Origin of the sequence: Pseudomonas aylmerensis, from assembly GCF_001702265.1 — a bacterium.
Taxonomy (GTDB): Bacteria; Pseudomonadota; Gammaproteobacteria; order Pseudomonadales; family Pseudomonadaceae; genus Aquipseudomonas; species Aquipseudomonas aylmerensis.
Genome location: NZ_MAUE01000032.1, coordinates 62,270 through 88,142, shown reverse-complemented (window position 1 = coordinate 88,142; position 25,873 = coordinate 62,270). Strand labels below are relative to the sequence as shown.

Here is a 25,873-nt window from a genome sequence, read left to right as displayed (position 1 = left end):
GGTAAGAAGAAAATGAGCATCGCTCTAAATGTGATCACCGGCTTCCTCGGCAGTGGCAAGACCACCTTGCTCAAGCGCCTGCTGCAGCACGAAAGCCTCGGCGATACCGCGTTGCTGATCAACGAATTCGGCGACGTCGGCATCGACCATCTGCTGGTGGAAGAAGTGGCGCCCAATACCGTGTTACTGCCCAGCGGCTGTATTTGCTGCTCGATCCGCGGCGAACTTAAAGACGCGCTGCTTGGCCTGTTGCAACGCCGCGAGCGCGGTGAGATTCCTGCGTTCAAGCGGGTGATCCTGGAAACCACCGGCCTGGCCGATCCGGCGCCGATCCTCGCGACCTTGAACAACGACGTGCAATTGCGCGGGCGTTTTCATATCGGCCTGGTGATCACCCTGGTCGACGCCAGTCACGCCGCGCTGCAGGAACGCCTGCACCCGGAGTGGCTGGCCCAGGTCGCGGCGGCGGATCGCCTGTTGTTGAGCAAGACTGACCTGGTGCCTGATTGCGCGGCGCTGCGTGCGCATCTGCAGGGGCTGAACGCCGGTACGCCGATCCTCGATACACAGGACATTCTCAGCGGCGATCAACTGCTGCTCGGTGAAGGCCTGCGCAGCGCCGAGCCCGCCGTGGAAGTCAGCCGCTGGCAACTGCATCAAGCCACCAACGTCACCCACGGCGCCGCGCAGGTGTGCAGCCTGACCTTCGACCAGCCGCTGGACTGGGTGGGTTTCGGGGTGTGGTTGTCGATGCTGTTAAGATGCCACGGCGAACGAATCCTCCGCGTCAAAGGGCTGCTCAACGTGAACGCCAGTAACGCCCCCATCGTCATTCATGGCGTGCAGCATTGCCTGCACGCCCCGGTGCACTTGCCCGCATGGCCGGGCAGCGACCGCCAGTCGCGCCTGGTGTTTATCCTGCGCGGGCTCGACCCCGCGCTGCTGCGGCGCTCCTTCGACGTGTTCTCGCGACGGTTCGCCGCATGATCACATTGCGCGTTCTCGGCACCTCGGTGACCCTGCTCGAATGCCTGCGCGTGCGCGCCGAACAGGAGCTGGGCATCCGCCTGGTGTACCAGGTGCACGACGTCGAACAGGCCCAGCGCATCGCGGTGATGCAGCCCGACAGCTACGACCTCTACGACCAGTGGTTTCACAACGTCGACTTCGTGTGGCCGGCCCGCGCGATCCAGCCCATCGACACGCGACGCCTGGCGCTGTGGCACGAGATCAACGACCTGCCCAAGCGCGGGCGCCTGTCGCCGAACGACCGCCTGGGCAGCGGCAGCGTGCCCAGCGAGCGCCTGTTCGTGCAGCACGATGGCAGCCTCGGCAGCACCGTCACCGAGCGCATCAGCATGTTGCCGCTGACCCACAACGCCGACAGTTTTGCCTACCGCCCCGAACGCTTGCCCGAGGGTTTTTGCCACGGCAATGAAAGCTGGGGCTGGTTGCTCGATCCGGCATGGCGCGCACGCACGGCGCTGCAGAGTGACGCCGCCATCGGCGCGCTGGACGCCGCGCTGGCGGTGCAGGGCGCGGGGCTGGCCAGCTTCAAGGACATCGGCAACATGAGCATCGAAGAGATCGATGTGCTGGCCGACATTCTGGTGCGCAAACAGAAGGAAGGGCACTTTGCGGCGTTCTGGTCCGATGACGAGGAGGCGGCGCAATTGATGCTCAGCCCGAGCATCGATATCCAGAGCCTGTGGTCGCCGACCTTGATGCGCCTGCACCGCGCCGGGGTGAAATACCGCCTGGCGGTGCCGCGCGAAGGCTATCGCGCCTGGTTCGGCGGCTTGTCGTTGTCGCGCCATGCCCAGGGGCCGGTGCTGGATGCGGCGTATGCCTATCTCAATTGGTGGCTGTCCGGCTGGCCCGGTGCGGTGATGGCGCGCCAGGGTTACTACATCGGCAACCCGGCGCGCACGCGTGATCACCTGAGCAGCGCCGAATGGGATTACTGGTATGCCGGCAAGCCTGCGCGGGAGGAGTTGCTGGGCAGCGACGGCTTGCCGCTGATTGATATCGGCGAAGTGCGCGATGGCGGCTCCTATGAGCAACGCATGGGGCATATCGCGGTGTGGAACTCGGTCATGGATGAGCACAACTACCTGGTGCGGCGGTGGGGGGACTTTATGCGGGCGCGCGGCTGAGCGCCGGTCAAGCACGTGTCGCCAATAAAATGACTGTGAAATCCCCGTATTTATTGAGTGCGCTTATGCTTTTCCCCAGCTAATCTGCTCAAACCAAATATTCATGCAAAATGGATATTTTTTTGACGCCAGTCAGCAGTTGCCAGGAAAGCATATGACAAAGGGACCGAGTGGCAGAGAGCGGCGAAGGCAGCCAGCGGGCACTGCAATGAGCTGGCGCCACACCTTTCAAACCCGCATTGCGGGGGTGTTGGCGCTGTTGCTGCTGGTGGTCGTCGCAGCCACTTATTTCGCGGTCAAGACCGCGACGTCCCGCGCCGTGGAAAACCAGGCGCAAGTCCAACTCAAGACCGGCAGCCAGGTGTTCGAACGCCTGCTGGACCTGCGCGGCCGTCGCCTGCAATACGGCCTTGACTGGCTGACCGTCGACGGCCCGTTCAAACAAGCCGTGGCCGAGGGCCAGACCGTGCCGATCCTCGCCGCCCTGCGGCGTCATGGCACCGGTATTCGTTCCAGCGAAGTGTTTGTGCTGGGCCTGGATGGCAAGGTCATGGTCAGCACCTTGCCCGTCCTGTCGCGCGGCCAGGTGTTCCCCTATAACAACGCCCTGCGCCTCGCGCGGCGCAGCGGCCTGCAGATGTTGATCGTGGCCATGGACGGCCGGCCGTACCTGCTGGTGCAGGAGGAAGTGCTCGACCCGTTGCCCATCGCACGGGTGGTGATGGGTTTTCCCATGGACAAGCTGTTCGCCAATGAGCTGCGTTCCATGAGCAACCTGGAGGTGTCGTTCCTCAGCGTGCAGGAGGGCAAGCCGGGTCCGCTGTTCAGCACCCAGCCCGATGCGTACCAGGCCTCCACTTTCAGCTTGCTGCGCGAAGCGCCTATCGACCCCGAGCCGCAGATCCACCTGTTCTACGGCCAGCGCGTGCTCAGCCAGGTACTGCCGCTGGCCAATACCGGTGACGGCAATGAAGTGCGGGTCCTGCTGCAAAGCCCGCTGGACCATGCGCTGGAATCCTTCGCGCCGCTGGACCGGCAGTTCCTCGGGATTGCCCTGGCGGTGCTGCTGGTGTCGTTGGCCGGCGCGCTGTTCCTCGCACGTCGCGTGTCGCGCCCGCTGAATGCGCTGGTCGAGGCGGCGGGGCGGATCGGTGCCGGCGATTACCGCACGCCGGTGCGGGTGCGCGGTCATGACGAGTTCGGCCTCCTGGCGCGCGCCTTCAACGCCATGCAAAGCGGGATCGCCGTGCGCGAACGGCAACTGGCGCATAACGCCCTGCATGATCCGCTCACCGGCCTGCCCAATCGGGCCTTGGCCATGGAGCGCCTGGGCAGCGCGATCAGCGCGCGGCGGCCGGTGGTGTTGTTGTACCTGGGCATCGAGAACTATCGGGTGATCAACGAAGGCTTCGGTCCCGAGGGCGTCGAGGAGATGCTCCGCGAAGCCAGCCGCTGCCTGTCCATGAGCCTGTTGGCCAGCGACACGGCAGCACGCATCACCGGCAGCGAGTTCCTGCTGTTGCTGGAGAATACCGAGATCGACCGCGCCGTGGCCCGCGCCGACCGCCTCTACGCGGTGCTCACCGAACCCCAGCGCATCGGCAATGACGAACTGCGCCACGAAGTCAGCATCGGTATCGCTGCCTACCCTGCCGACGGCCAGCAGGTCGAAGAGCTGATCAGCCGCGCCGCCATCGCTCGCCATGATGCGGCGGCGCTGCCGGGCTACCTGCAGATCTATCAGCAGGACCGCGATCTCGCCCACCAGCGCCAGATCACCTTGATCCGCGACCTGCGCCGGGCCGCCGTCGAAGGCGAGTTGTACCTGTGCTACCAGCCCAAACTCGACCTCAAGCACGGCTATGTGCGCCAGGCCGAAGCCCTGCTGCGCTGGCAGCATCCGAGCCTGGGGCTGGTCTCGCCCGCCGAATTCATCCCCCTGGCCGAGCGCACCGGCAGTATGGGCGGCCTCACGCAATGGGTGATCGAAGAAGCCATCCGCCAGATCGGCGAGTGGGCGCAGCGTGGGCTGCATATTCAATTGTCGGTGAATATCTCGGTGGATGATCTGGCCGATGATGGCCTGGCGATCCGCGTCACCACCTTGCTGATGCACTACGGCGTGTCGGCCCAGCAGCTGCTTTTCGAGATCACCGAAAGCGCGATCATGCACAACCCGCAGCAGGCTCTGAGCGTGCTGGAGCAATTGCGTGGTTGCGGTATCAGCCTCTCGGTGGATGACTTCGGCACCGGCTATTCTTCCCTCGCCCAGCTGCAACGGCTGCCGGTGCAGGAGTTGAAGATCGACCAGTCCTTCGTGCGCAACCTCGACAGCACCAGCGGCGACGGCGTGATCGTCCGTTCCACCATCGAGATGAGCCACAACCTGGGGCTCAAGGTGGTGGCCGAAGGGGTCGAGTTCGAGCCCAGTCTCAAGCTGCTCAAACTGTGGAATTGCGACACGGCCCAGGGCTACCTGATCAGCCGTCCCCTCAACGCCATGGCCTTCGAGATGTGGATGCGCCGCGAGCGCACTCCGGTTTAATCAGGCGCAATAAAAAGGCGGCTACCCCTGGGGGTAGCCGCCTTTTTTGTACCGCCGGTGGTGCTTAATCCGGCAGTTTGAACGCCATCACGTAGTCACCCTGCTTGGTGCCCAGCGAGCCGTGACCGCCAGCCATGACCAGCACGTATTGCTTGCCGTCCTTGCCGGTGTAGGTCATCGGTGTGGTCTGCGCGCCTGCAGGCAGGCGGCCTTCCCACAGCTGCTTGCCGTTTTTCACGTCATAGGCACGCAGGTACTGGTCGAGGGTACCGCTGAGGAACGCTACGCCACCGGCGGTGGTGAAGGTGCCGCCCAGGCTTGGTACGCCCATGGTCAGGGGGATTGGAACCGGCGAGCTGTCACGCACGGTACCGTTTTTGTGCATCCAGATGGTTTGGTGGTTGGTCAGGTCGACCGCCGCCACATAACCCCACGCCGGAGCCTGGCACGGCAGGCCCAGGGGCGACAGCAGTGCTTCGAGGATCACGCCGTACGGCGCGCCTTTGTTCGGCTGCACGCCTTCGGTTTCACTCACGCGCGGACCTTGCTTGGCGATATCGGCCGCCGGGATCAGCTTGGACTTGAACGCCATGTAGCTTGGGTTCACGAAGGCGATCTGGCGTACCGGGTCGACGGAAATGCCACCCCAGTCGAACACGCCGAAGTTGCCTGGGTAAACGATCGAGCCTTGCAGCGAAGGCGGCGTGAACGGGCCGTCGTAGCGCATGGATTTGAAATCGATGCGGCACAGCAGCTGGTCGAACGGCGTCACGCCCCACATGTCACGCTCCTTGAGGGGCGGTGGCATGAAGTTCAGCTCGGACTTCGGTTGGGTCGGCGAGGTGTGGTCGCCAGCAACAGCGCCTTGCGGCACGGCGACTTCGTGGATCGGCACCACCGGCTGGCCGGTAGCACGGTCGAGCACGTAGATGCTGCCTTGCTTGGTCGACGCCATCACTGCCTGCTTCACGCCGGCTTCGGTCTTGATGTCGATCAGCGAAGGCTGGCCTCCCACGTCCATGTCCCACAGGTCGTGGTGGGTGAACTGGAAGGTCCACTTCACGTGGCCGCTGTCGATGTCCAGGGCCGTCAGGCCGGCGCTGTATTTTTCCGAATCTTCGGTACGGTCGCCGCCGTATTGGTCGGGCATCTGGTTACCCATCGGCAGGTAGAGCATGCCGAGTTTTTCATCCACGCTGAACATGGACCACATGTTCGGCGAGTTGCGGGTGTAGGTCTTGCCTTCGGCCAACGGGGTAGTGTCGTCCGGGTTGCCGCTGTCCCAGTTCCACACCAGCTTGCCGGTGTGCACGTCGAACGCGCGGATCACGCCGCTAGGCTCGTCGGTGGAGACGTTGTCGGTCACGTGACCGCCGATCACCACGAGGTTCTTGGTCACGGCCGGTGGCGAGGTGGAGTAGTAACCGCCGGGGGCGAAGCTGCCGATATTGGCACGCAGGTCGACCTGGCCTTTGTCGCCGAAGTCTTCGCACATCTTGCCGGTGTCGGCGTTCAGGGCGATCAGACGGGTGTCGGCGGTCGGTACGAAGATGCGTTTCGGGCAGGCATTCGGCGCGGCGGCCGGGCTGGCGCTGCCGGTAGGGCTCTGCTCGGAAGCGTAGACGGCGTCATCGTGATACGACACGCCACGGCAGGTCATGTGCGCCCAGCCCTTGAAGTTCTCGGCACCTTCGGTGCTGATCTTCGGGTCGAAACGCCAGATTTCCTTGCCGGTGTCCGGGTCCAGCGCGATCACCTGGCTGTGCGGCGTGCACACGTAGAGCATGCCGTTGACTTTCAGCGGGGTGTTTTCCGCGGTGGTTTCACCCGGATCGCCAGCACCAGGAATGTCGCCGGTGCGGAAGGTCCACGCCGGGACCAGCTTGTGCGCGTTCTCCGGGGTGATCTGCGCCAGCGGCGAGTAGCGATCACCATGGGCCGAACGGCCGTAGGAGTTCCAGTCGCCATCGGCCTGGGCCGGCGCAGAACTGGCCATGCCAGGTACCGCGTCGCGGTCCAGTTGGCCGGTCTTGACCATCTCACCCGGGTTGGTGAATTGGCTGGCGAGGGCGGCAGCACCGGCCAGGACCACGGCCACGCTCAGCGCGCCGGTGCCCAGCGGGGCAGGCTGGCCACGCAGCAACGGACGGCGAAACCACGGGAGCAGCAGGACGATGCCCAGGGCAAACAGCAGTGCCAGGCGCGGCACCAACTGCCACCAGTCCAGGCCGACTTCCCACAAGGCCCATACGGTACTGGCGAACAACACCAGTGCGTACAAGCCCAGCGCGGCGCGGCGGGTAGCCAGCAGCAACACGCCGGTCAGGGCGATGCCGATACCGGCCAGCAGGTAGTACAGCGACCCGCCGAGCATGCTCAGCTTGACGCCGCCGGCCAGCAAGGCCAGCCCCATGATCAGCAGCAAGATCCCCAGCAGCCTGGGCAGCAGGCGGCTTGGGCTTGAAGCACCATCAGTGCTCATAGTGTGTTTCTCCGTTACGTTGGAATTATGTAACCCCGTGCTTCACTGTAGATGACGATTCGGCGCGGGCTTGGTTCAGCGTTAATTCGGTTTTTCTGGGGACAGGCGGTTATCCACAGGCGGGCGATAGACCTTCAGGCGCAGGTCGGTGCAAGACAGCGCTGTCTTCGAGGAGAGGGCAATTCGGCAAAATGGGATCGACCGCGGGAGTGAAACGTTTCAGTTTGTTGCGGCAAGGATAAAGTGCTGGTGCACCAAGCGAAAGCACAAATCGCAAGATGCATCATTTCCGATTTGGTAACAGTGACAGAACGTCGCTGCAAAAAGTGCAGGCGCCGGCTTGCCGGCGATGGGCCCGTGAGGCTGCCATCGCCGGCGAGTCGGCGCCTGCAGGCGTGGGTTAGAAGGTGGTGCGGATACCCAATTGCACGCTTCTGCCCGGTGCCGGCGCGATGTCACGCAGGATCGAGCTGGCGTAGCGCACGGTCTGGTTGGTGAGGTTTTCGCCGTTCACAAACGCCAGCCATTGGCTGCCGCCGACGTTGAAGCGATAGCCTGCGCTCGCGCCCAGCGTGGTGTAGCCGTCGGTGCCGCTCTCGTTATCCGGCACCCGGCCCTGGCCGGCGGCGTGTTCCACATCGATACGTGCCTGCCAGCGGTCGAGTTCCCACAGCAGGCCGCTGTTCAAGCGCAGTGGCGCAATGCGCGGCAAGGCTTCGCCGGTGTCGAGATTGGTGGCGCGGGTGTAGTCGCCCGACAGCTCCAGGGCGAACTTGCCGTAGGCGCTTTCACCGAGTTTCCAGTGGTCCTGGGCTTCAAAGCCGGCAAATCGCGCACGTACGCCGGAATATTCGTACTCAGGGATACCGCCGGCGTCTTCTTCACCTTCATCGTTCAGCGTACGACCGGTGCCCAGCAAGCCGATGTAATTGGAGAAGTGGCTGTAGAACACGCCGAAGCTGCCCTTGTGGGTGCCGTTGTCGAAACGCAGGGCCAGGTCGCTGGACACGGCTTTTTCTTTCTTCAGGTTGGCGTTGCCCAGCTCATAGGTACCGGTGGCGACATGCGCACCGTTGGCGTACAGCTCGTAGAACGTCGGCGCGCGCTCGGTGTAGCCGAGGGTCGCGGCCACCGACCAGATCGGCGTGAGGGTGTACACCGCACCCGAGGACAGGCTGCCGGCGGTGAAGTCATTGCTTTTGTCGGCGCCGGCAAAGCGCTCGTTGCCCTTGGCGTCCGGGTCGACGCTGGTGTGTTCCAGGCGCCCGCCGAGGCTGAGTTTCAAGCGCTCGGTGGCCTGCATTTCTTCGAGGATAAACAGCGCGCCGGCCGTGGTGTCGGTTTGCGGCACGAACGCTTCTTCACCGAGGGCGGAGAACTCGTTGCGGGTGACCTGTGCACCGACCACCCCGTCGAGCGGGCCAAGTGGCTGGTGACGGGCTTCAACCCGTGCCTCATAACCCTTATTCTTGAAGATCGTGCCGGTCTCGCCGCCTTCGATTTCACGGTGCTCGTAGTCGGTGTAGCCCGCGTCGACTTTCACCGAGGTGAACGGGCCTTGCAGGTTGCGGACTTCGGAGGCGAACGCGTAGTGATCCTGCTTCATGCGGATGCGCACGTCCTGCTCGGCGGGGGAGCCGTAGTTGGCGTCGTAGCTGCTGTAGGACAGCCCGGCGTAACCGTCATCCCAGGTGTAGGAGCCGCCCACCGCGCCGCCGTCCTGGCGTCCGTCGCTGTTGCCCAGGCGACCGTTCTTACCGGGGGCGTCATCGGTTTCCGGGGCGTGGCGACTGCGTGCCTGGCCGGGGATTTTCAGGTCGTTGAATTCCCGCGCATTCGCATCCAGGTGCAAGGCGAAGGTGCCGTTGCCGGCTTCCAGCTTGCCGGCGCTGCTGCGCGTGGTGTCGGCGCCGCCGTAGCGCAATTCACCGGCACCGTGGATGCCTTCGATGGCTTCGGTGGGAATGCGGTTGTCGAAGGTGTTGACCACGCCGCCGATGGCGCTGCCGCCGTACAGCAGCGCTGCCGGGCCGCGCACGATTTCGATGCGGTCGACGTTGACCGGGTCCAGTGGCACCGCGTGGTCGTAGGACAGCGACGAGGCATCCAGCGCGCCCACGCCGTTGCGCAGGATGCGGATGCGGTCACCGTCCTGGCCACGGATGATCGGCCGGCTGGCGCCCGGCCCGAAGTACGAAGACGACACGCCGGGCTGCTTGTTCAGGGTTTCGCCGAGGCTGCCTTTTTGCTGCAGGGTCAGGTCATCGCCTTCCAGCACGGTGGTCGGCGAGGCGAGTTGCTCGCTGCCCAGCGGGTTGCCGGTGATGACTTGGGGTTGCAGTTCCAGGGCGTGGGCTTCGGAGCAGATCAACAGGGCGGCGGCAAGCGGGGTCAAGCGCCACAGGGAGGAGAGGGACATCGGACATTCCTTGGCAAAACGGCAAAAAAGAGAAGGCTGCAGACGGTATCGAACGGCTTACTTTTGATAAGTATAGTTACAATATAACATCTCTTTTTTCGCTGAAAAGGGGAACTTTCTCCCACGGGCTATATTCAATGCAGTGCTTCCACCGGTACGCCCCGTCGGCTAAGGTGCGCGGCTGTATTTCCTCTTATTGCAAAAGGCCCGGCATGACCGCGACAAGCAACGACCCACTCCACGGCGTGACCCTGCAGCACGTCCTCACCACCCTGGTGGAACATTACGAATGGGAAAGCCTGGCCGAGCGCATTGATATCCGCTGCTTCAAGAGCGACCCGAGCATCAAGTCGAGCCTGACCTTCCTGCGCAAGACGCCGTGGGCGCGGGAAAAAGTCGAAGGCTTGTACGTCAAGCTGATGCGCACCAAACGCCCGCTGGACTGACCTCATGAAGCGGTATGTGGCGGCAGCGGCGCTGGCCGGATGGGTCGGGTTGGCGATTCAGCAATACCTGATCTTCTCTTCGCGCTGGGACGCCGGCGCCAGCCTGCTGGGCGGGCTGATCAACTTTTTCAGTTTCTTCACCGTGCTCACCAACACCCTGGCGGCGGTGGTGTTGAGCTATGCGTGGGTCAAGCGCGACTCGCCGGCGAAGCGGTGGTTTCTCGCGCCCGCGATCAGCAGTGGCATCGCAGTGAGCATCGTGGTGGTGGGCCTCGCCTACAGCCTGTTGCTGCGGCATTTGTGGCAGCCCGAGGGCTTTCAATTTATCGCCGATGAGCTGCTGCACGACGTCATGCCGGTGTTGTTCGTCGTGTACTGGTGGCGGTATGTGCCCAAGGGCCATCTGCGCCTGAAACACATCGGCCTGTGGGTGATCTACCCGCTGGTGTACTTCGGCTATGCGCTGCTGCGCGGGGATTTGCTCGGGCAGTATCAGTACCCGTTCATCGATGTCGGCACCCTTGGTTATCCACAAGTGTTCGTGAATGCCGGGGGGATTCTGGCGGGGTTTGTGCTGGTTGCACTGGCCGTGGTGAGGCTGGATAAGCGCATCAAGCCCCGCTCCTGATTGATGCTTTCCTTACCTACCCGGCGAGCACCGTCTCGTCGAGCGGTTGCGCGCCTCCTCTCGAACGCTTCAATTCATTAGTTAATCTTTCTACATGAAAGCGTTGACTTTCAAAGTGATGTAGTTCGGTTCTTACAGTTATAGTTACCGATAACTCGGCACCTATAAACTTCACGTCATCCACGTCTTACAGATGAATATAAAGTTTTGGCAAATTGCCATAATTTTCTTATAAGTCTTGGCGTCGTCAGGCTACGTCATTAAATGAACGGGCCGACTTTCCTTTTAAAGTCTGCACTGGATAATCACTCGGGCTCATCAAGCGAGTTGAGTTGCAATACAAGTAATTGGAAAAAGGTAGGGCGTTCTGCGCGCTCAGGCGTCGGAATGACTTAATGACGTTTATTACTCTGTGAGCCTCTAGACATGAAAGCCAAAATGAACACTGTGCTGTTATCCATCGGGTTGTTGGTAGGGTCTGTGTCTGTTGCCCAGGCGGCGGATGGAACGGTCACCTTTTTGGGTTCGGTGCATTCCGGCGCCTGCTCCATCAAGCCTGACTCCGTCGATCAAACCATTCCCCTTGGCGCGATTGCCAAGCATCAGTTGCAGGCGGGTGGGAAGTCCGAGCCACGGCGCTTGCTGATTGAACTCGAAGGTTGCGACCTGGCCGGCCTCACCGATAACACGGTGACCACGACCTTCACCGGGGCGCCATCCGGCGTGGTGCCGGGTGCGCTGGGCACCGTCGGTAGCGCGGGCAACGTCGGCATCATGATGACCCATGGCAGTCAACCCGTTCGATTGGGCGTGCCTACCACGCCGCAGATCATTGCCACCGGTGATAACACGCTGGAGTTCGGTGCCTATGTGCAAGGCGCTGCTACGGGCGACGTGTTGCCGGGTGATTTCAGCGCGGTGACCAATTTCACCTTGGCTTATCAGTAAGCTTTTTCCCCCGCCACCCAGCGTGGCGGGGGAGGCGGGTGGAGGCACAGGTGAAAACATTCGTAAGTCTCGCTATCACCTCTTCTTTGGCGATGTTCGCCAGCCCTTGGGGGGTTGCCCAGGAGCTTGCGCACGGGGATGGGCTCGTCACGCTGGGAGGAGAGGTCGTTGACTCGGCCTGCGGGTTGGAGTTGGTCAGCGTCGATCAAACCATCGATATGGACCCTGAGCCTATCGGCCGGTTTTTACGACGCGCCAGGGGCGGCGACCAATCCTTCCAACTGCGCCTGGTCAATTGCACATTGAGTCGCACCGATCCGTTACGCCCCGGGGTAACGCTGCCCGACTGGCAGCACCTGCGGGTGACATTTGACGGTCCCTCCGACAGGGAGGGTCGCTCTTTTGCTGTATTGGGTGGCTCGCAAGGTGTTGCTCTCAATATCCAAGATTCGGTTGGCCAATTAAGTATTCCCGGTCAGCCGATGACACCGCACCCCTTGGCGGAAGGCGACATGACGCTGCACTTCACGCTTCATTTTGTTGGCAACGGATTGCCCATAGTGGCCGGAGCACACCGCGCCACCGTGCGATTCAAGTTGGAATATTTCTGAACTTTGATGGGTTGCTTGCATGTTGAATACGGCGAAGGTCAAGAATACGCTGCGCTCAAACTTTTTTAGTGGGTTGATATTATTACCGAGCACGGCTATGGCGAGCGGGGATATTGAGTTCAATACAGACGTCCTCGATCTAAGTGATCGGACCAATATTGACTTGTCTCGGTTTGCCCGCAGCGGTTTTATTCTGCCTGGCACTTACTCGATGGTGGTGCAGATCAATAATCAGGCGATGGCCGAGCAGTCGGTGGCGTTCTATCCCCCCGATAATGATCCCAAAGGCAGCCAGGCCTGTCTGTCGCCGGCGCTTGTGGACCTGCTGGGCCTGAAAGTGTCGAGCGCTGCCGAACTCAAGTGGTGGAAAGGCCATGACTGCCTGGATATAGAAAGCTTGCCGGGCATGGAGGTCAGTGGCGATCTGGCCACCTCCACGCTGAACATCAGCGTGCCCCAGGCCTACCTTGAATACAGCGCCATCAATTGGGATCCGCCTTCCCGCTGGGATGAGGGCGTGCCGGGGCTGCTGATCGATTACAACATGACGGTGCAGTCCCGCTACCAGAAGAATGACGGCACCCGTAACAACTTGACGGGTAACGGCACCGTGGGGGCGAATGCCGGCGCCTGGCGCCTGAGGGCGGACTGGCAGGGGCGTGTCGAAAAGGGCCTCGACAGTGGGTACGGCGATCCACAACAACTGGAGTGGAGTCGTTACTACGCGTATCGCGCAGTGCCTGCGCTGAAGGCGCGCCTGACGGTGGGAGAGGACTATCTGTACTCGGACCTGTTTGACAGCTTCCGCTATACCGGTGCCGCACTCGTTTCGGATGCAAGCCAGCTGCCACCCAACTTGCGCGGTTATGCCCCGGAAGTGGTGGGCGTCGCCAAGACAAACGCCCGGGTTGTTATCAGCCAGAAGGGCCGCGTGCTGTATGAAACGCTGGTCGCTGCAGGCCCGTATCGTATCCAGGACCTCAATGACGCCGTCAGCGGCACCCTGGATGTACGGGTGGAAGAGCAGGATGGTTCGGTCCACACCTTCCAGATCGACACGGCAGGCATTCCCTACCTGACGCGTCCTGGCCAGGTTCGTTACAAGCTGGCGTTGGGGCGGCCCTCCGATCTTCAATACGGCGCCAATGGCAATTTTTTCGGTACCGGTGAGTTCTCCTGGGGCGTCAGCAATGGCTGGTCGCTGTTCGGCGGTGCTATCACCGATAACAACTACCGTGCGTTGTCTATCGGCGCCGGTCGTGACCTGTTGGCGTTCGGCGCCGTATCGCTGGATGTCACCCAGTCCCACGCCAGCGTGTGGAATCAGGCGCTCTCGGGCAAATCCTACCGCCTTCAATACTCCAAGCACTTCGAGCAGTACGACAGCCAGGTGACGTTTGCCGGCTACCGGTTTTCCGAGAAAAACTACTTGAGCATGAGTGAGTACCTGGACGCCAGCCATTACGGGTTGAACGGCGAGCTCGGCGGGATCGAGAACGTAGAGATCATCGAGGGCTGGAAACCGATTGGCGACAGCAAGTCACTGTATACGGTGACGCTCAATAAACAGTTTCGTGACCTTGGGGCGACCGTCTACGCCAGTTACAACAAACAGACGTATTGGGGGCGCCCGGACACTCAGCGCTGGAACCTGTCCATGTCGCGCTACTTTAATCTGGGGACAGTCAGGAACATGAGCCTGTCCCTGAATATGTACCGCAGTCAGGAATACGCCTACAAGGATAGCGGAATGGCGCTGACGGTCAGCCTGCCACTGGGGCGCAGCGGCACACTGTCGCTGGATGGCAGCAGGACCTCGGGCAAAGAGAGCTATGCCACGCGTTACAGTGACCGCCTCGATGAGCGCAATAGCTATCAGCTCAGTGCAAGTGACAACTCTACCAGCGGTTACCTGAGCCATATTGGCGACCAGGCTGACATCGATCTCAGCGCCAGCACACAACAAGGCAATGGCAGGACCCTCAGTGCGTCTGTTCGCGGTGGCGGCACACTCACGCCCTACGGTGCAGCCCTGCACCGAACCAATGCCGTTGGCGGAACCCGTCTGATGATCGACTCCGGCGGGGTACCCGACGTGCCTGTGCGGGGCTACGGCGTGTCGACCCGCACCAACATCTTCGGCAAGGCGGTGATCTCCGATATCAGCAGCTACCAGCGCACCGCCGCCAGTGTCGACCTGGAGAGCTTGCCGAGCAACGTCGAAGCCACGCAGTCGGTGACGCAACTGACACTCACCGAAGGGGCCATCGGTTATCGATCGCTGGACGTGATTGCCGGTGAAAAGGCCATGGCCGTGCTGCGCCTGCCGGATGGCAGTTCACCGCCCTTCGGCGCGACGGTGAAGAACCTAAAACAGCAGGACACCGGGATTGTGAACGACGGCGGTGCTGTTTACCTGAGTGGCATCCAGGCCGGTGAGCAGATGATTGTCAGTTGGAGTGGCCTCGAGCAATGCCTGCTCACGCTCCCTGTGGTTTTGCCAGCCGACAGCTTGAGCGATGCCCTGCAACTGCGCTGCCAGAGTGTAGCCACTGATCAATCCTCACCCGAGCCAGCATCGCTGACCGGCAAGCGTACCGATACGGAGAACCCCGCCTCATGATGCTCAATACGCGCTCTAGATTCCTGCTCTTCGCACTCTTGGCAACAGGCCTGAACCCGGCCGCCAACGCTGCGGTTGGCCTGGATCGCACCCGTGTGATCTTTGAGGGTGGCAAGGATGCCACCAGCGTGAACATCACCAATAACAACACCCAGTTACCGTACCTGGCCCAAGGGTGGATCGAGGATGAGCAGGGCAACAAAATCACCTCGCCCTTGATCGTGCTACCGCCGGTTCAACGCTTGGAGCCCGGTAAACAAAGCCAGGTGAAAGTTCAGGCGTTGCCGGCGGTCAAATCGTTGCCCCAGGATCGCGAGACCGTTTACTACTTCAACCTGCGGGAAATTCCGCCGCGCAGCGACAAATCCAACACCCTGCAAATTGCGCTGCAGACCCGCATCAAATTGTTCTATCGCCCCCAAGCCATCATGCCCAGCCAGCAGGACTTGTCCAACCCCTGGCAGGAAAAGCTCACCCTGACCCGGCAGGGCGACCGATACCAGGTGAATAACCCCACGCCTTACTACGTGTCCCTGGTGGACGCGCGCAGCAGCAAAGACGGCAAAACCGTGGCGGGCTTTGAACCGGTGATGATCCCGCCCAAGGGGGCGCTGGCCTTGGGGCCAACGGCCACGGCACTTGGCCAGGCCCCGTATTTGGCCTACGTCAACGATTACGGTGGACGCCCGCTCCTGGCGTTCACCTGCAGTGGCGAAACCTGCACCGTGAACGCGCAGGTCTCATCGCCTAATGAGTAGCGCCTGCTGCGGGAGAACGTCATGAAGTCGCACACCGTGAAAGTCTTGGGTTGCGTGTTATGGGTCCTGGCGGCGCGAGTAGGCGCCGAGGATGACGAAGGCATCGATGGCCAACGTGGGCGATTGAACGTTAACGGGTCCATGCATGAATCGCCTTGCAGCCTGGAGATGACATCGCGCCATCAAACGATTGACCTGGGCGCCGTGTCGGCCAGCCTGCTGCTACGACCTGGCGACCAGGCGCCATCAAGGGCATTCCAGCTGCGCTTCCAGGATTGCCAGCGCACCGCCGGCAGCATCCGCAGCGAGCGTACCGGGAACCTGGCATGGAGTTCCCATCAACCGGTGTTGTCGGTCACGTTTCTCGCGCTTGCCGATGCCGATGATCCACGGCTGGTCAAAGTGCAAGGCATCACCGGGATGGGGCTGCGGTTGACCGATGCCCTGGGTCGGGACGTGCAACTGGGCTCCCGGGGCGAACCGTTGTTTCTGACCGAGGGCGGCAGTCTCCAGACCTGGAATGTTCAACCCACGCGCACCTCCGCGCCGTTGACCAGTGGGGCCTTCCGCGCCGTAGTGGATTTCAGGCTCAGTTATGAGTGAGGCCAATGTAATGACCAAGGCAGTCGGCCCGCGGGCCATTCTTATTGGGGCAGGCCTGCTGTGGGTCGCCAGCCAGGGTGTGCAGGCCGACACCAACCTGATCATCCGCGCGGTCATCATCGCACCTCCGCCGTGCATCATTAACGGCGGGAGTACGCTCAATGTGCCCTTTGGCAACGACCTTCTGACGTCACGGGTGGACGGTGTCAACTATCGTCGCAACGTGCCTTATACCGTCACCTGTGATGCCCCTTTCAGCAACGCCATGAGGCTTGAACTCAGGGGCACGGGGGCCTCGTTTGATGCTCGCGTACTCTCGACCCGCAACCCGAATCTTGGGGTGAAACTGTTCGTTAACGGTGCGGATTGGCCGCTTAATGCGGCCGTGAATTTTACCTATCCCAACTTCCCCGTCGTGCAGGCAGTGCCGGTCAAGCGCGCGGGCAGCATCCTGCTCGGGGGCGCATTTGATGCCGCCGCCACGCTTGTGGTCGATTACCAATGATGAGGAGCGCGCAATGACATGCTGGCAGCAGCGAGCCTTGCTCGCCTTGTGTTCGATCGGCCTCAGCAGCGCTGCTTCGGCCAACTTGACGTTCAGCGGGACACTCAACGAGCCGCCGCCCTGCACGATCAATGCGGGGAACACGATCGAAGTCGATTTCGGCGATGTCGGCGTCAAGCGAGTCGATGGCGTGAGATACCGCCGAGCGCTCGGCTACACCATCAGCTGTGGTAGCGCCACGCTCCCGTGGGTGCTGAAGTTGAGTGTCAACGGCACACCCACGACGTTCGACGGCTCGGCTGTGCAAACTAGCGCGCCTGGCCTGGGCATTCGAATACTCCAGAATAGCCTGCCGTTTCGACTCAATACGCCACTGGATATAACCGTGTCGTCCCCGCCGATGTTGGAAGTCGTACCGGTCAAACAGCCGGGTGCAACGCTGGCCCCCGCAAGGTTTACAGCGGTGGCCACGCTGTTGGCCGAATACCAGTAGGAGTTGAATCCATGGGACATGAGAGTGTTCATCCCAGGTGGCTGTGCGCCGTGCTGGCCTGGGTGCCAGCCTTCAGCCTGATAACCGAGGCGTCTGCGACGGACAACCTGAATTTCAAGGGCAACCTGGTTGAGCAGGCCTGCAACATCAGGCCTGGCGACGAGGCAATCACCCTGGAGCTCTGGGACCTGACCAGCAAGCACCTCTACATCAACACGCGCTCTGTGGGCAAAGGCTTCAAGCTGCATCTGGAAGACTGCGACACCACCATCGGCAACACGGTGACCATCACCTTCGGCGGTGTGGAAAACCGGGCGCTGCCCGGATTGTTCGCGCTGGATAGCGGCAATGGTGCCTCGGGTATCGGGCTCGGTCTGGAGACGCTGAGTAACAAGCCATTGCCCGTGAACAAAGTCAGCGACGAACAGGTTTTGGCCAATGGCAGCAATGTCATTGAACTCAAAGCCTATGTGCAGGGGGAGCCCAATGCCATCAGGGACCAGACCATCGGGCATGGGGCTTACAGGGTGACCTCTACGTTTACGCTGGACTATCCGTAATTCACAAGTTCAAGCATCGGGTGCACGCGCATTGGCTTTTAGGTCATTTACACGGACTGATTGTTCGCTGGATGGCGCCTGTGTAGATAAGCAACGAGAGATCAACATGAAACGACTATATGACAGCGCCATTATGCTTCTCCTGCTGATTGGCGTTAACACGACCGCGCAGGCCGTAGACTGTCGAGTCAATGGCGGTGAGTGGGCGCGCGTCACTCATTTGACCGTCCCCGTAACTGTACGACTCGATACAGACCGCACGAGGATTCTGATGGAAGGTGCTCGACTCGAATGTCGGTTTACGGCTGGAGCCGGTCCTGTTTGGGGGGCGGACTATTGGGAAACCGGCAATGCCTCAGGGACGCCCTGGACATCCGGCCCCAAGTTCGCAGGTGAACAGAGTGGTTTGCGCATCAATGGCGCATTCCTCAATACCCCGGTTCAGGCGGGTATACGGGTGGCCACCATGCCCAACAACGGGATCGGCTATCCGATCAATATCACGCCCTATATTCTGGTACGCCACAGTCCCTCCAACCCGATCGATGTTCGAACAGGAGACACCCTTGGCCTGTTACGTCTCACCAGCTCGAACAATTACGACGCCACTCGGCCGCAACTCACTGTCACTTATACGGCCGCCAACAACTTCACCATCTCCCCGTCCACCTGCACGATCAACAATAACAACCCGATCGAGATCAACTTCGGCAATGTGCACCAAAGAGCAATCGGTACCGATCCGCTGACCACGACCATCCGCAGCAACCGCCGGCTCACTTATTCATGCCCGGACGGCGGGATTACTACACCGATCACCATTACTTACAAAGGCACCGCCTCTTCGTTCGACACGCGTCTGCTGCGAATGACCAACCCGGACGTGGGGACGGCCCTTGTTCGTGGTGCAAGTGCGGTTCATGTCAATGGTTCATTCCTGACCCAAATTACCAACAGCGTGGGGGGCGACGATGTGACGTTTTCCCTTGTTCGGCGAGCAGGCTCCCTACCTGCTGCCGGAGCCATCAGCGGCAGCGGAGTACTCGTTATGGGGGTGCCATGACACACCCGTAACGTGAGGCTTACTCCTCTTCGTTGCCGTCCGCACGCCAGTAGCCCACGGCCTTGAGGAACTCCTCATTGACCTTATGGGTGTCCAGCAGCACCCGGCGTACCTGGCGCGACAGCTTGGTTTCGGTGGCGACAAAGCAGTACAGCGAGCCACTCGGCAGCGTGAGGTTTTTCACGCGGTCGAGCAGGTTGTCCTGACCGCGCACCACCCAGATCACCTCCACATCGGCGGCGCTTTGCAGCGCTTGTTGTTCCGCCGCATCGGCGATCTCGATCACCGCCAGCACCTTGCGCCCCGCCGGCAGTTCTTCCAGGCGGCGGCCGATGGCCGGCAACGCGGTTTCGTCGCCGATCAGCAGGTAGCTGTCGAAGATGTCCGGCACGATCATCGAGCCGCGTGGCCCGCCGATGTACAGGTGCTGGCCGACCTTGGCCTGGTCGGCCCAGGTGGAGGCGGGGCCATCGCCGTGCAATACGAAGTCGATGTCCAGTTCACCGATGTCCAGGTCATAGCGGCGCGGCGTGTAGTCACGCATCGCTGGCTGCGGGCCTTCGCCCTTGATGCTGAAGGTCGGGCTTTCCAGCGCGGCCTGCTCGGCAGCGTTCTGCGGGAACAGCAACTTGATGTGATCGTCGCTGCCCAGGCTGATAAACCCGGCCAGTTCCGGCCCGCCGAGGGTGATGCGGCGCATGCGCGGGGTGATGTCGACCACGCGCAATACCTGCAGGCGGCGGCGTTTGATCTCGTGGGTCACGCGGTGGATGGCTTGAGTATTCATTGAGCTTTCCCGTCGGCAATGGCTTGGGCGGTGCTGTTGAGCAGCGCCGCGACACGAACGATTTCTTCCGGGCTCCAGCGCCCGTGGTGCGAATGCAAGGCGTGGCGCAGGTTGTGCACCGCCTCGTGGATTTCTGGTGGACGGTCATGGCCGCGCAGCGAGCGTTTGCTCACCTCCATGCGCAGGCGAATGCCGTCAAGGGCCACCGCCTGTTCGCTTAAGAAGAGACGACCGGCGTCGGTGATTGTGTAGCGTTTTTTTCCGCCTTCGGCGTCGCCGGCGATCAACTCGCTTTCTTCCAGGAAGGTCAGCGTGGGGTAGATCACTCCGGGGCTGGGGCTGTAGGCGCCGTCGAAGAGGGTTTCAATGCGGCGGATCAGGTCGTAGCCGTGGCACGGCTGTTCGGCGATCAACGCCGGCAGCAGCAATTTCAGGTCGCCCGGCGCAAAGACGCGCGGGCCGCGCCCACCGCGTTCGCGGCCAGGGCGTTTTTCGAAGCCATCGCGGTCGTCACCGTGGTCTCGGTGGTGATGAGGGTCTCTCACTGTCGTGTTCTCCTGTCTGATTTAGATACAACTTAAGATATATCTTACGTAAAGCGCAAAACCGTCTGACGAACGGTAGCGATAGGAAAACGCGGCTGCGCAAGATGGCCGCCGCCTCCGAACAGGGCCTGGCCTTATCAGCGAATCAGCGCGGCTAAATGGCCATTTTATGAAGACACCATCAGCTGGTTCAGTGGAGTTATTGCTCTAATGGCGGGGAATAACCAGAGCCGCTCTGGTGTGTAGCTGATGTCCTACAGAGTGCGGATTTATATAAGTAGTACTGTCCATGTTTGCGTGTAATAACAAGATGACAGTTAATATTCATCTTTTTGAATTTTATGGTTTTTTTCTGTATTTGCGTGTCGTGTTTAATTACGGGTCAGCGCGAAAGGGCCGGCATCATCAAGTGGCGTTTCGAGGGACTATTTGCCTGCTTCGCAAGACCGGATTATTGGGTTTGGGCGGGGCGAGAAAACAGTTTTCTCAACTAACATTTGATGTCACCACAGGTACTAAAAATGCTTAAAAAGACCGCTTTCGTCCTGCCTCTCGTTGCTTTGGCGATCGGCTCCTCCAGCGCTTTCGCTGCCGGCGAGGCCAGCAGCGTCATCAACATCAAGGCGACGATTCCTACCAAGCAGTTCCATGTGCTGCCACGTGATCCCAACTTCGGTCGCGACGAAACCATGAACTACAACCCCGTCACCGGTGAACTGAGTTCGCTGCGCGCCACCTACGACCTGAAAAACACTGACGGTTCGATCCACGCCTACATCGAAGGCGGTCCCGCTTCGTTGACCAACGGCACCTCCGCGATCGCACTGACCAACACCTTCAACGGTGTAGTCCTGACCGGCGCGCCACTGGAAGTGGCCGATGACGCAAGCACCACCCCAGGCACCCAGGCTGACCTGGTCGTGGCTGCCGCCAAACCTGCAGATGGCGTATCCGGGCTGTTCACCACCAACTACACCATCGTCTTCGACCACGTGCCACGCGTCACACAGTAAGGCCTGATCAGCACCGGCTTATTGTTGGGTAGCGATACCGGTCGACAGGCAGTCGCTGTCGGTCGACCGGTTTTGCGTTTGAAGTCCGAAATCAGAGTATTCCGTTCATGTTCCCGATGACTTCCATCGCGGCAGCGCTTGCCTTGTTGTTTTGTGCGGGCGCGTTGGCGGCAGGTACCGCCGAAGGCACAACACCGCGTAGTTTGCTTTCCCAGGCCAAGGGATTGCCGGCGGACTTTGAAGAGCACTTTTTTGATGTCCCCCTGGCCGTCAGGGTTGAACTGGACCAGGAGTTTGTCTCCGAGGCAATGATCGTCCTGACCCGTGACGACCGCCTGACCCTGCTCGACTTTACCGACCACGACGGCAGCGTCATCAAGGATGAAGAGCGCGACCACTGGGCCGACTACCTGAAGCAGGGTGTGGCGCTCGGTGCCTGCGCCAGCAACTGCCCCTCGGGGCTCATGGCTGTGCACTACAACCTGGAAAACTCCACGGTGTCCCTGCTCACCGAAAACGCCGAGCGTGATGCCCAGGAGCAGCGTTATTACTTCCTGCCCACCGGCGGCAGCACCGGCCTGATCGTGCGCAACCAGTTGAACCTCAGCGGCGGCGAAGGCCAGGACCTCGGCGGGCGCTTCGGCGTCGACGCCAGCAGTAGCCTGGGCCTGTGGAGCCAGACGCTGAACATGCAGTTCTCGCGCCTTGGCGGCCCCGATGACGATGACCTCAACCACGCGGTGTACGCGCTCTACACCCAGCGTGAGCTGGAAGGCAACTTCCTGCGCCTGGGTTACTTCACGCCCAATGCCGAAGGCCTGACGCGCCAACTGCGCACTTTCGGGGCCAGCCCCGACACCGCCGTCGGCGTGATGTACGGCAGTTCCGACAGCCTGGTGATCAGCAACGCCAAGCCTGCGGTGTACCCGATCTACGTCACCGCCAGCCGTCAGGCGTCGGTGGAGATTTATCGCAATGGCCTGCTGATCAACACGCAGCCGGTCGGCAGCGGCTTGCACAGCCTCGACACGCGGCCCCTACCCGGCGGCATCTATGAAGTGGAAGTGCGCCTGGTGGAAGACGGCCAGATCACCAGCACCACCCAGGAGTTGGTGTACAAACCCAACAACTGGCGCAACCACGACGAGCGCTGGCGCTACAACCTGTTCGCCGGCCAGGAAAGCAAGCTGCTGAGCAACTTCGACGAGCAGAGCAGCGGCAGCCCGACTGCCGGCGTCTCCCTCAACTACCTGGCGCATCCGCGTGTGGTGCTGGGGGTGTCCGGGCGCCAGGTCAAGGACAACATGCAGTACGGCACCTCGTTCGACTGGACCCTTGCCGACCAGGCCAGCCTGTATGCCAACGTCTACTGGACGGAAAAATACGGCACCGGCCTCGACTTCAATGGCCTGTACAACTACGGCCTGGGCAGCGTGGTGTTCAACCACACGCGCAGCTGGCTCGACACCCGCAACACCTACGAAACCCTGCCCGACGGCACGCGCATTCGTCAGCGCGACGTGTTCATCGGGCAGACCAGCAACTCGTCGATTTCGGTCAACCACCGCCTGAGCAACCTGCGCTCCATCAATGCCCGGCTGTTCTACAGCGAGGGCAACAACGAAGGTGTCGGCCTGGACCTGGGTTGGACCGAACGTACCCACCTGTTCGGCAACGACGCCAACTGGCGCGTGTCGGTGTTTGACCGGCCTGCCAGCTTCGCCACGGGCGAGCAGCGCAATCGCGGGGTCGACCTGAGCATCAGCCTGGCCCTCGGCGCGCCGGGCGAGCAATGGTCCGCCAGCATCGGCACACGGACTTCCCGCGACGGCACCCGGGACAACAACGCTTCGCTGACGTACCGCAAGGACCTGCAGGACCACCTGCTGCAAAGCGTGTCCGCCACGACAACCACCGACACCTACGGCATCGGTTTGTCCGGCATGGCCAGTTTTGAAAACGAGTATGTCAACGGTGACGGCTACCTGCAGCGTTCCTCGTTCAACGACGACTTGAGTGGCGGCCTGAACCTGGACAGCACGTTCGCCGTCGGCCAGCAAAAGATGGTGATGACCAGCCAGTACCACGGCAACGGCTCCGGGCTGATCGTGGACGTGGAGACCGACGTCGACGACATCGCCCTGCGCGCCGACGACCTGAGTGGCGGCAGCACGGCCTTGCGTCCCGGTCGCAACTTCATCCCGATCACTGCCTACAAGGGCAGCTCGGTGAGTTTCGACTTCGACGGCAACCATGCGCCGTCGGCCTCGATCCAGCCGCCGCGCACGCGCTACCACCTGAACAAGGGCGGGGTGGAGTACCGCAAGATCAGCGTGATGCAAACCGTCACCGTGCTCGGCCGCCTGGTCGACCCCCAGGGCAAACCGCTCAAGGGCCTGCACGTCATCAATCACGCCACCCGTGGGGTGAGCGAGGTCGACGGGTTCTTCTCGCTGGAAATGAACGCCAGTTCACCGACCCTGGAAGTGCGCCGCAATAACCAGTTGCTCTGCCAGTTCCGGCTCGACCCTTCCAAGGCCCGCAGTGAAAACAACCTGCTGATGATCGGCGATTTGCGCTGCACGCCGGATACGTTGGCCGAGTCCACCGCCACTGAACAGATTGCCGGTTGAGCATGATGACGAGAAAACCCAAGGTTATGAACAGCTTCATTTTACGCACCACGGGCACGGCCATGCTGCTGTGTTCCTTCGCGGCGTTGGCTGACGAGGACATCACTGCGCGCTTCCGGCCGGACCCCAGCAACCCTATGGTGAACAAGTTCGAAAACACCACGCCGATCAGTTCGATTTGTGCCGCGCATATTCCGGCGCGCTGCAAGGCATTGGGTATTTTCAGCCTGCGGGACGAGACCCTCAGGATTGCCAGCAATGCGCCGATCATTGCCAATCATGAGCAGGAGCGCCACGGCTTCATGGTCAAGGTGCCGTCCGATTGGCGTGATTTGACCGTAACGCATACCGCCACCCAGGAAACCGAGATCGTTCAAGTGCGGATCGCCGGCATCGGCGGGTTTTGGTCGATCCCTCGACCGCCTGGCGTGTCGGGGTGGGCGCAGCCAGGGGTCGGCTGGTCTACGCAGTGGCGGTCTGCGCCTTCACCTTGCCAAAGCACCAACCACCTTGCAGCAGGTACCGCGTCTGCTTCGTACTTCTGGCTGACGCCTGAAGGTGCTGGCCCTTGCAGCCGGAAACCGTCCGAGGATCTGCTCAGGATGAGCGTCAACACCATGGAGTACGCCTACGAACTGCGCACGCCCAACCCGTTGGGCATGTCCAGTGGGCTGTACACCGGCAGCATCACCTACAGCATGGGCCCGGGCGGCGATTACGATTTCGGTGACGTCATGATGCCCTCGAAAAACGCCCTCACTCTCAACTTCACCTTGAGCGTGGAGCACGACCTGAAGGTCGACGTGCCGCCCGGTGGCAACCGAATCGAGCTGGTGCCCCAGGGTGGCTGGCAAGCCTGGCTCAGCCAGGGCCGCAAACCCGCCCGGCTGTTCCGTGACCAGACCTTCCACATCTCCGCTTCATCGCGTTTCAAGATGCAGATGGCCTGCGAGCGTGTCATCGGGGACACCTGCGCCCTGCGCAACACTACCGATGGCCACGAAGTGCCGGTGGATGTCAGCGTCAGCCTGCCCCATGGCCTGAACCGTGAAGACGGCGGCGCCGTGATTCGTCAGCCGCTGTTATTGAGCGGCGCCGGTACCGAGCAGTTCCAGCCAGGGTTTTATGTCAGCCGGCGACCCGGCACCTTGCATTTCGAGGTCCAGAAGCCATACGCCGACCAGATGGTCGAGCGCGGCGGCAGCACGTACGCGGGCCAGGTTTCGGTGATTTGGGATTCGGATCTCTAGATGAGGCTCATGACAATGAAACATGTGTTGGCGCTGTGTGCGCTGTGCTGGTTGCCGCAGTCGGTACCGGCGGCTCCGAATATCAATGTCGGGGTGTTTTATGACTACCTGGACGCCGATAAAAGTACCTACCTGAAACGGGTGTTCAACAGTGGTGACAGCACGGCCTTCATCAAGGTCGCGGTGATGGAAATCCTCTACGACAGCGACGGCGGTTCCGCGGAAGTCGAGCTCAAGAGCGATGCCCAGACCGGTGTCCGCGATGGCCTGATGGCCACGCCGTCACGCCTGATCGTGCCGGCCAATGGCGTGCAGGGCACGCGCTTGCTGTACCTCGGCGAGCGCGAAAAAGAGCGCTACTTTCGCGTGCGTTTTGTGCCGGTGATGCCCGAGCAGGACGACGAATTCGCCGTGTCGGAGGAGGAGCGTGACGCCTACAAGACTCGCCTGTCGGCCGGGGTCACGGTGCTGGCCGGGTTCGGCACGGTGTTTTTCGTGCGGCCCAAGGTCACGCGGTTTGCCACCCGTGTCGATGAGCAACCCGTTGAGTACGGGCTGCATAACGACGGTAACAGTGTGGTGGTGGTCGATGAGTTCAAGGACTGCGCCAGCGGCGATAGCCACGACTGCCGACCGGTGACCAAGCATCACATTTTGCCGGGTCGTGCCTTTGGTTTTACCAGGCAGGCCGGGCGTACCTATCGCTTTACCCTGATCGAGGGCAGCGAGAAAACACCCTATGAGGTCAAAGGCTGATGGTCAGTGAAATAGCCCAGGCACGCGCATACCGTGCGTGCAGACGGTG

At 61.5% G+C, this 25,873-nt stretch carries 22 protein-coding genes; 18 read left to right on the top strand and 4 right to left on the bottom strand.

The window, feature by feature from the left end:
• Window positions 1-12 precede the first annotated feature (12 nt).
• From BBG20_RS21510 to BBG20_RS21500, 3 genes are all read left to right on the top strand, one after another.
• Complete coding sequence (locus BBG20_RS21510) at window positions 13-987, top strand: CobW family GTP-binding protein (RefSeq protein ID WP_065906898.1); 975 nt, start codon at window positions 13-15, stop codon at window positions 985-987.
• Entirely contained in the window at window positions 984-2,156 is a 1,173-nt protein-coding gene (locus tag BBG20_RS21505) for an ABC transporter substrate-binding protein (RefSeq protein ID WP_065906896.1), read from the top strand. Before BBG20_RS21510 ends, BBG20_RS21505 begins: the two co-directional genes overlap by 4 nt.
• Window positions 2,157-2,364: 208 nt before the next feature.
• Window positions 2,365-4,701, top strand: a complete 2,337-nt coding sequence (locus BBG20_RS21500) for a putative bifunctional diguanylate cyclase/phosphodiesterase (RefSeq protein WP_065906888.1) — start codon at window positions 2,365-2,367, stop codon at window positions 4,699-4,701.
• A 64-nt stretch (window positions 4,702-4,765) separates the two neighbouring features.
• Here the strand turns inward: BBG20_RS21500 and BBG20_RS21495 are convergent, their stop codons facing one another.
• Window positions 4,766-7,183 carry a glucose/quinate/shikimate family membrane-bound PQQ-dependent dehydrogenase gene (locus tag BBG20_RS21495; protein WP_065906886.1) on the bottom strand — a complete coding sequence of 806 codons (2,418 nt, stop codon included), beginning with the start codon at window positions 7,181-7,183 and terminating at the stop codon, window positions 4,766-4,768.
• 400 nt (window positions 7,184-7,583) lie between these two features.
• Window positions 7,584-9,602, bottom strand: a complete 2,019-nt coding sequence (locus tag BBG20_RS21490) for a TonB-dependent receptor (protein ID WP_065906884.1) — start codon at window positions 9,600-9,602, stop codon at window positions 7,584-7,586.
• A 212-nt stretch (window positions 9,603-9,814) separates the two neighbouring features.
• On the opposite strand from BBG20_RS21490, the gene BBG20_RS21485 reads away from it, so the two are divergent.
• The 11 genes from BBG20_RS21485 (at window position 9,815) to BBG20_RS21435 (ending at window position 18,840) form a co-directional block, all read left to right on the top strand.
• A complete protein-coding gene (locus BBG20_RS21485; protein ID WP_065906882.1) occupies window positions 9,815-10,048 on the top strand; it encodes a VF530 family protein in 234 nt (77 codons plus the stop codon).
• Window positions 10,049-10,052: 4 nt separating this feature from the next.
• A complete protein-coding gene (locus tag BBG20_RS21480; RefSeq protein WP_065906880.1) occupies window positions 10,053-10,676 on the top strand; it encodes a Pr6Pr family membrane protein in 624 nt (207 codons plus the stop codon).
• A gap of 438 nt (window positions 10,677-11,114) precedes the next feature.
• Window positions 11,115-11,624, top strand: coding sequence for a fimbrial protein (locus BBG20_RS21475; protein WP_065906879.1), 510 nt, complete (start codon window positions 11,115-11,117; stop codon window positions 11,622-11,624).
• 50 nt (window positions 11,625-11,674) lie between these two features.
• Entirely contained in the window at window positions 11,675-12,235 is a 561-nt protein-coding gene (locus BBG20_RS21470) for a fimbrial protein (RefSeq protein WP_065906878.1), read from the top strand.
• Between the two features lie 19 nt (window positions 12,236-12,254).
• On the top strand, window positions 12,255-14,858 hold the full coding sequence (locus BBG20_RS21465) for an outer membrane usher protein (protein ID WP_158267379.1): 2,604 nt from the start codon (window positions 12,255-12,257) through the stop codon (window positions 14,856-14,858).
• Complete coding sequence (locus BBG20_RS21460) at window positions 14,855-15,616, top strand: fimbria/pilus periplasmic chaperone (protein WP_065906875.1); 762 nt, start codon at window positions 14,855-14,857, stop codon at window positions 15,614-15,616. The genes BBG20_RS21465 and BBG20_RS21460 overlap by 4 nt, the downstream gene beginning before the upstream one ends.
• Before the next feature lie 21 nt (window positions 15,617-15,637).
• On the top strand, window positions 15,638-16,219 hold the full coding sequence (locus BBG20_RS21455) for a fimbrial protein (protein ID WP_065906872.1): 582 nt from the start codon (window positions 15,638-15,640) through the stop codon (window positions 16,217-16,219).
• A gap of 10 nt (window positions 16,220-16,229) precedes the next feature.
• Window positions 16,230-16,724, top strand: coding sequence for a fimbrial protein (locus tag BBG20_RS21450; protein WP_065906870.1), 495 nt, complete (start codon window positions 16,230-16,232; stop codon window positions 16,722-16,724).
• A 13-nt stretch (window positions 16,725-16,737) separates the two neighbouring features.
• The gene (locus tag BBG20_RS21445; RefSeq protein ID WP_065906867.1) at window positions 16,738-17,217 is read left to right on the top strand and encodes a fimbrial protein; all 480 of its coding nucleotides are present in this window, start codon (window positions 16,738-16,740) and stop codon (window positions 17,215-17,217) included.
• 11 nt (window positions 17,218-17,228) lie between these two features.
• Window positions 17,229-17,777, top strand: a complete 549-nt coding sequence (locus tag BBG20_RS21440) for a fimbrial protein (RefSeq protein ID WP_065906865.1) — start codon at window positions 17,229-17,231, stop codon at window positions 17,775-17,777.
• 106 nt (window positions 17,778-17,883) lie between these two features.
• Window positions 17,884-18,840, top strand: coding sequence for a fimbrial protein (locus tag BBG20_RS21435; RefSeq protein ID WP_053133612.1), 957 nt, complete (start codon window positions 17,884-17,886; stop codon window positions 18,838-18,840).
• A gap of 19 nt (window positions 18,841-18,859) precedes the next feature.
• Here the strand turns inward: BBG20_RS21435 and BBG20_RS21430 are convergent, their stop codons facing one another.
• Window positions 18,860-19,627 (bottom strand): siderophore-interacting protein, encoded by a 768-nt coding sequence (locus BBG20_RS21430; RefSeq protein WP_065906863.1) that lies wholly within the window; start codon window positions 19,625-19,627, stop codon window positions 18,860-18,862.
• Window positions 19,624-20,172, bottom strand: coding sequence for a PadR family transcriptional regulator (locus tag BBG20_RS21425; protein ID WP_065906861.1), 549 nt, complete (start codon window positions 20,170-20,172; stop codon window positions 19,624-19,626). Before BBG20_RS21425 ends, BBG20_RS21430 begins: the two co-directional genes overlap by 4 nt.
• A gap of 521 nt (window positions 20,173-20,693) precedes the next feature.
• Between BBG20_RS21425 and BBG20_RS21420 the strand changes: the two genes are divergently transcribed.
• The 4 genes from BBG20_RS21420 to BBG20_RS21405 all read left to right on the top strand — a co-directional run bounded on the left by BBG20_RS21420 (window position 20,694) and on the right by BBG20_RS21405 (window position 25,824).
• Window positions 20,694-21,185 carry a CS1 type fimbrial major subunit gene (locus tag BBG20_RS21420; protein ID WP_065906859.1) on the top strand — a complete coding sequence of 164 codons (492 nt, stop codon included), beginning with the start codon at window positions 20,694-20,696 and terminating at the stop codon, window positions 21,183-21,185.
• 107 nt (window positions 21,186-21,292) lie between these two features.
• Window positions 21,293-23,818 (top strand): CS1-pili formation C-terminal domain-containing protein, encoded by a 2,526-nt coding sequence (locus BBG20_RS21415; protein ID WP_065906857.1) that lies wholly within the window; start codon window positions 21,293-21,295, stop codon window positions 23,816-23,818.
• A gap of 26 nt (window positions 23,819-23,844) precedes the next feature.
• Window positions 23,845-25,068, top strand: a complete 1,224-nt coding sequence (locus BBG20_RS21410) for a hypothetical protein (RefSeq protein ID WP_065906855.1) — start codon at window positions 23,845-23,847, stop codon at window positions 25,066-25,068.
• A gap of 15 nt (window positions 25,069-25,083) precedes the next feature.
• Window positions 25,084-25,824: a pilus assembly protein gene (locus BBG20_RS21405; protein WP_065906853.1), complete on the top strand. Its 741-nt coding sequence runs from the start codon at window positions 25,084-25,086 to the stop codon at window positions 25,822-25,824.
• The last annotated feature ends 49 nt before the right edge of the window (window positions 25,825-25,873 follow it).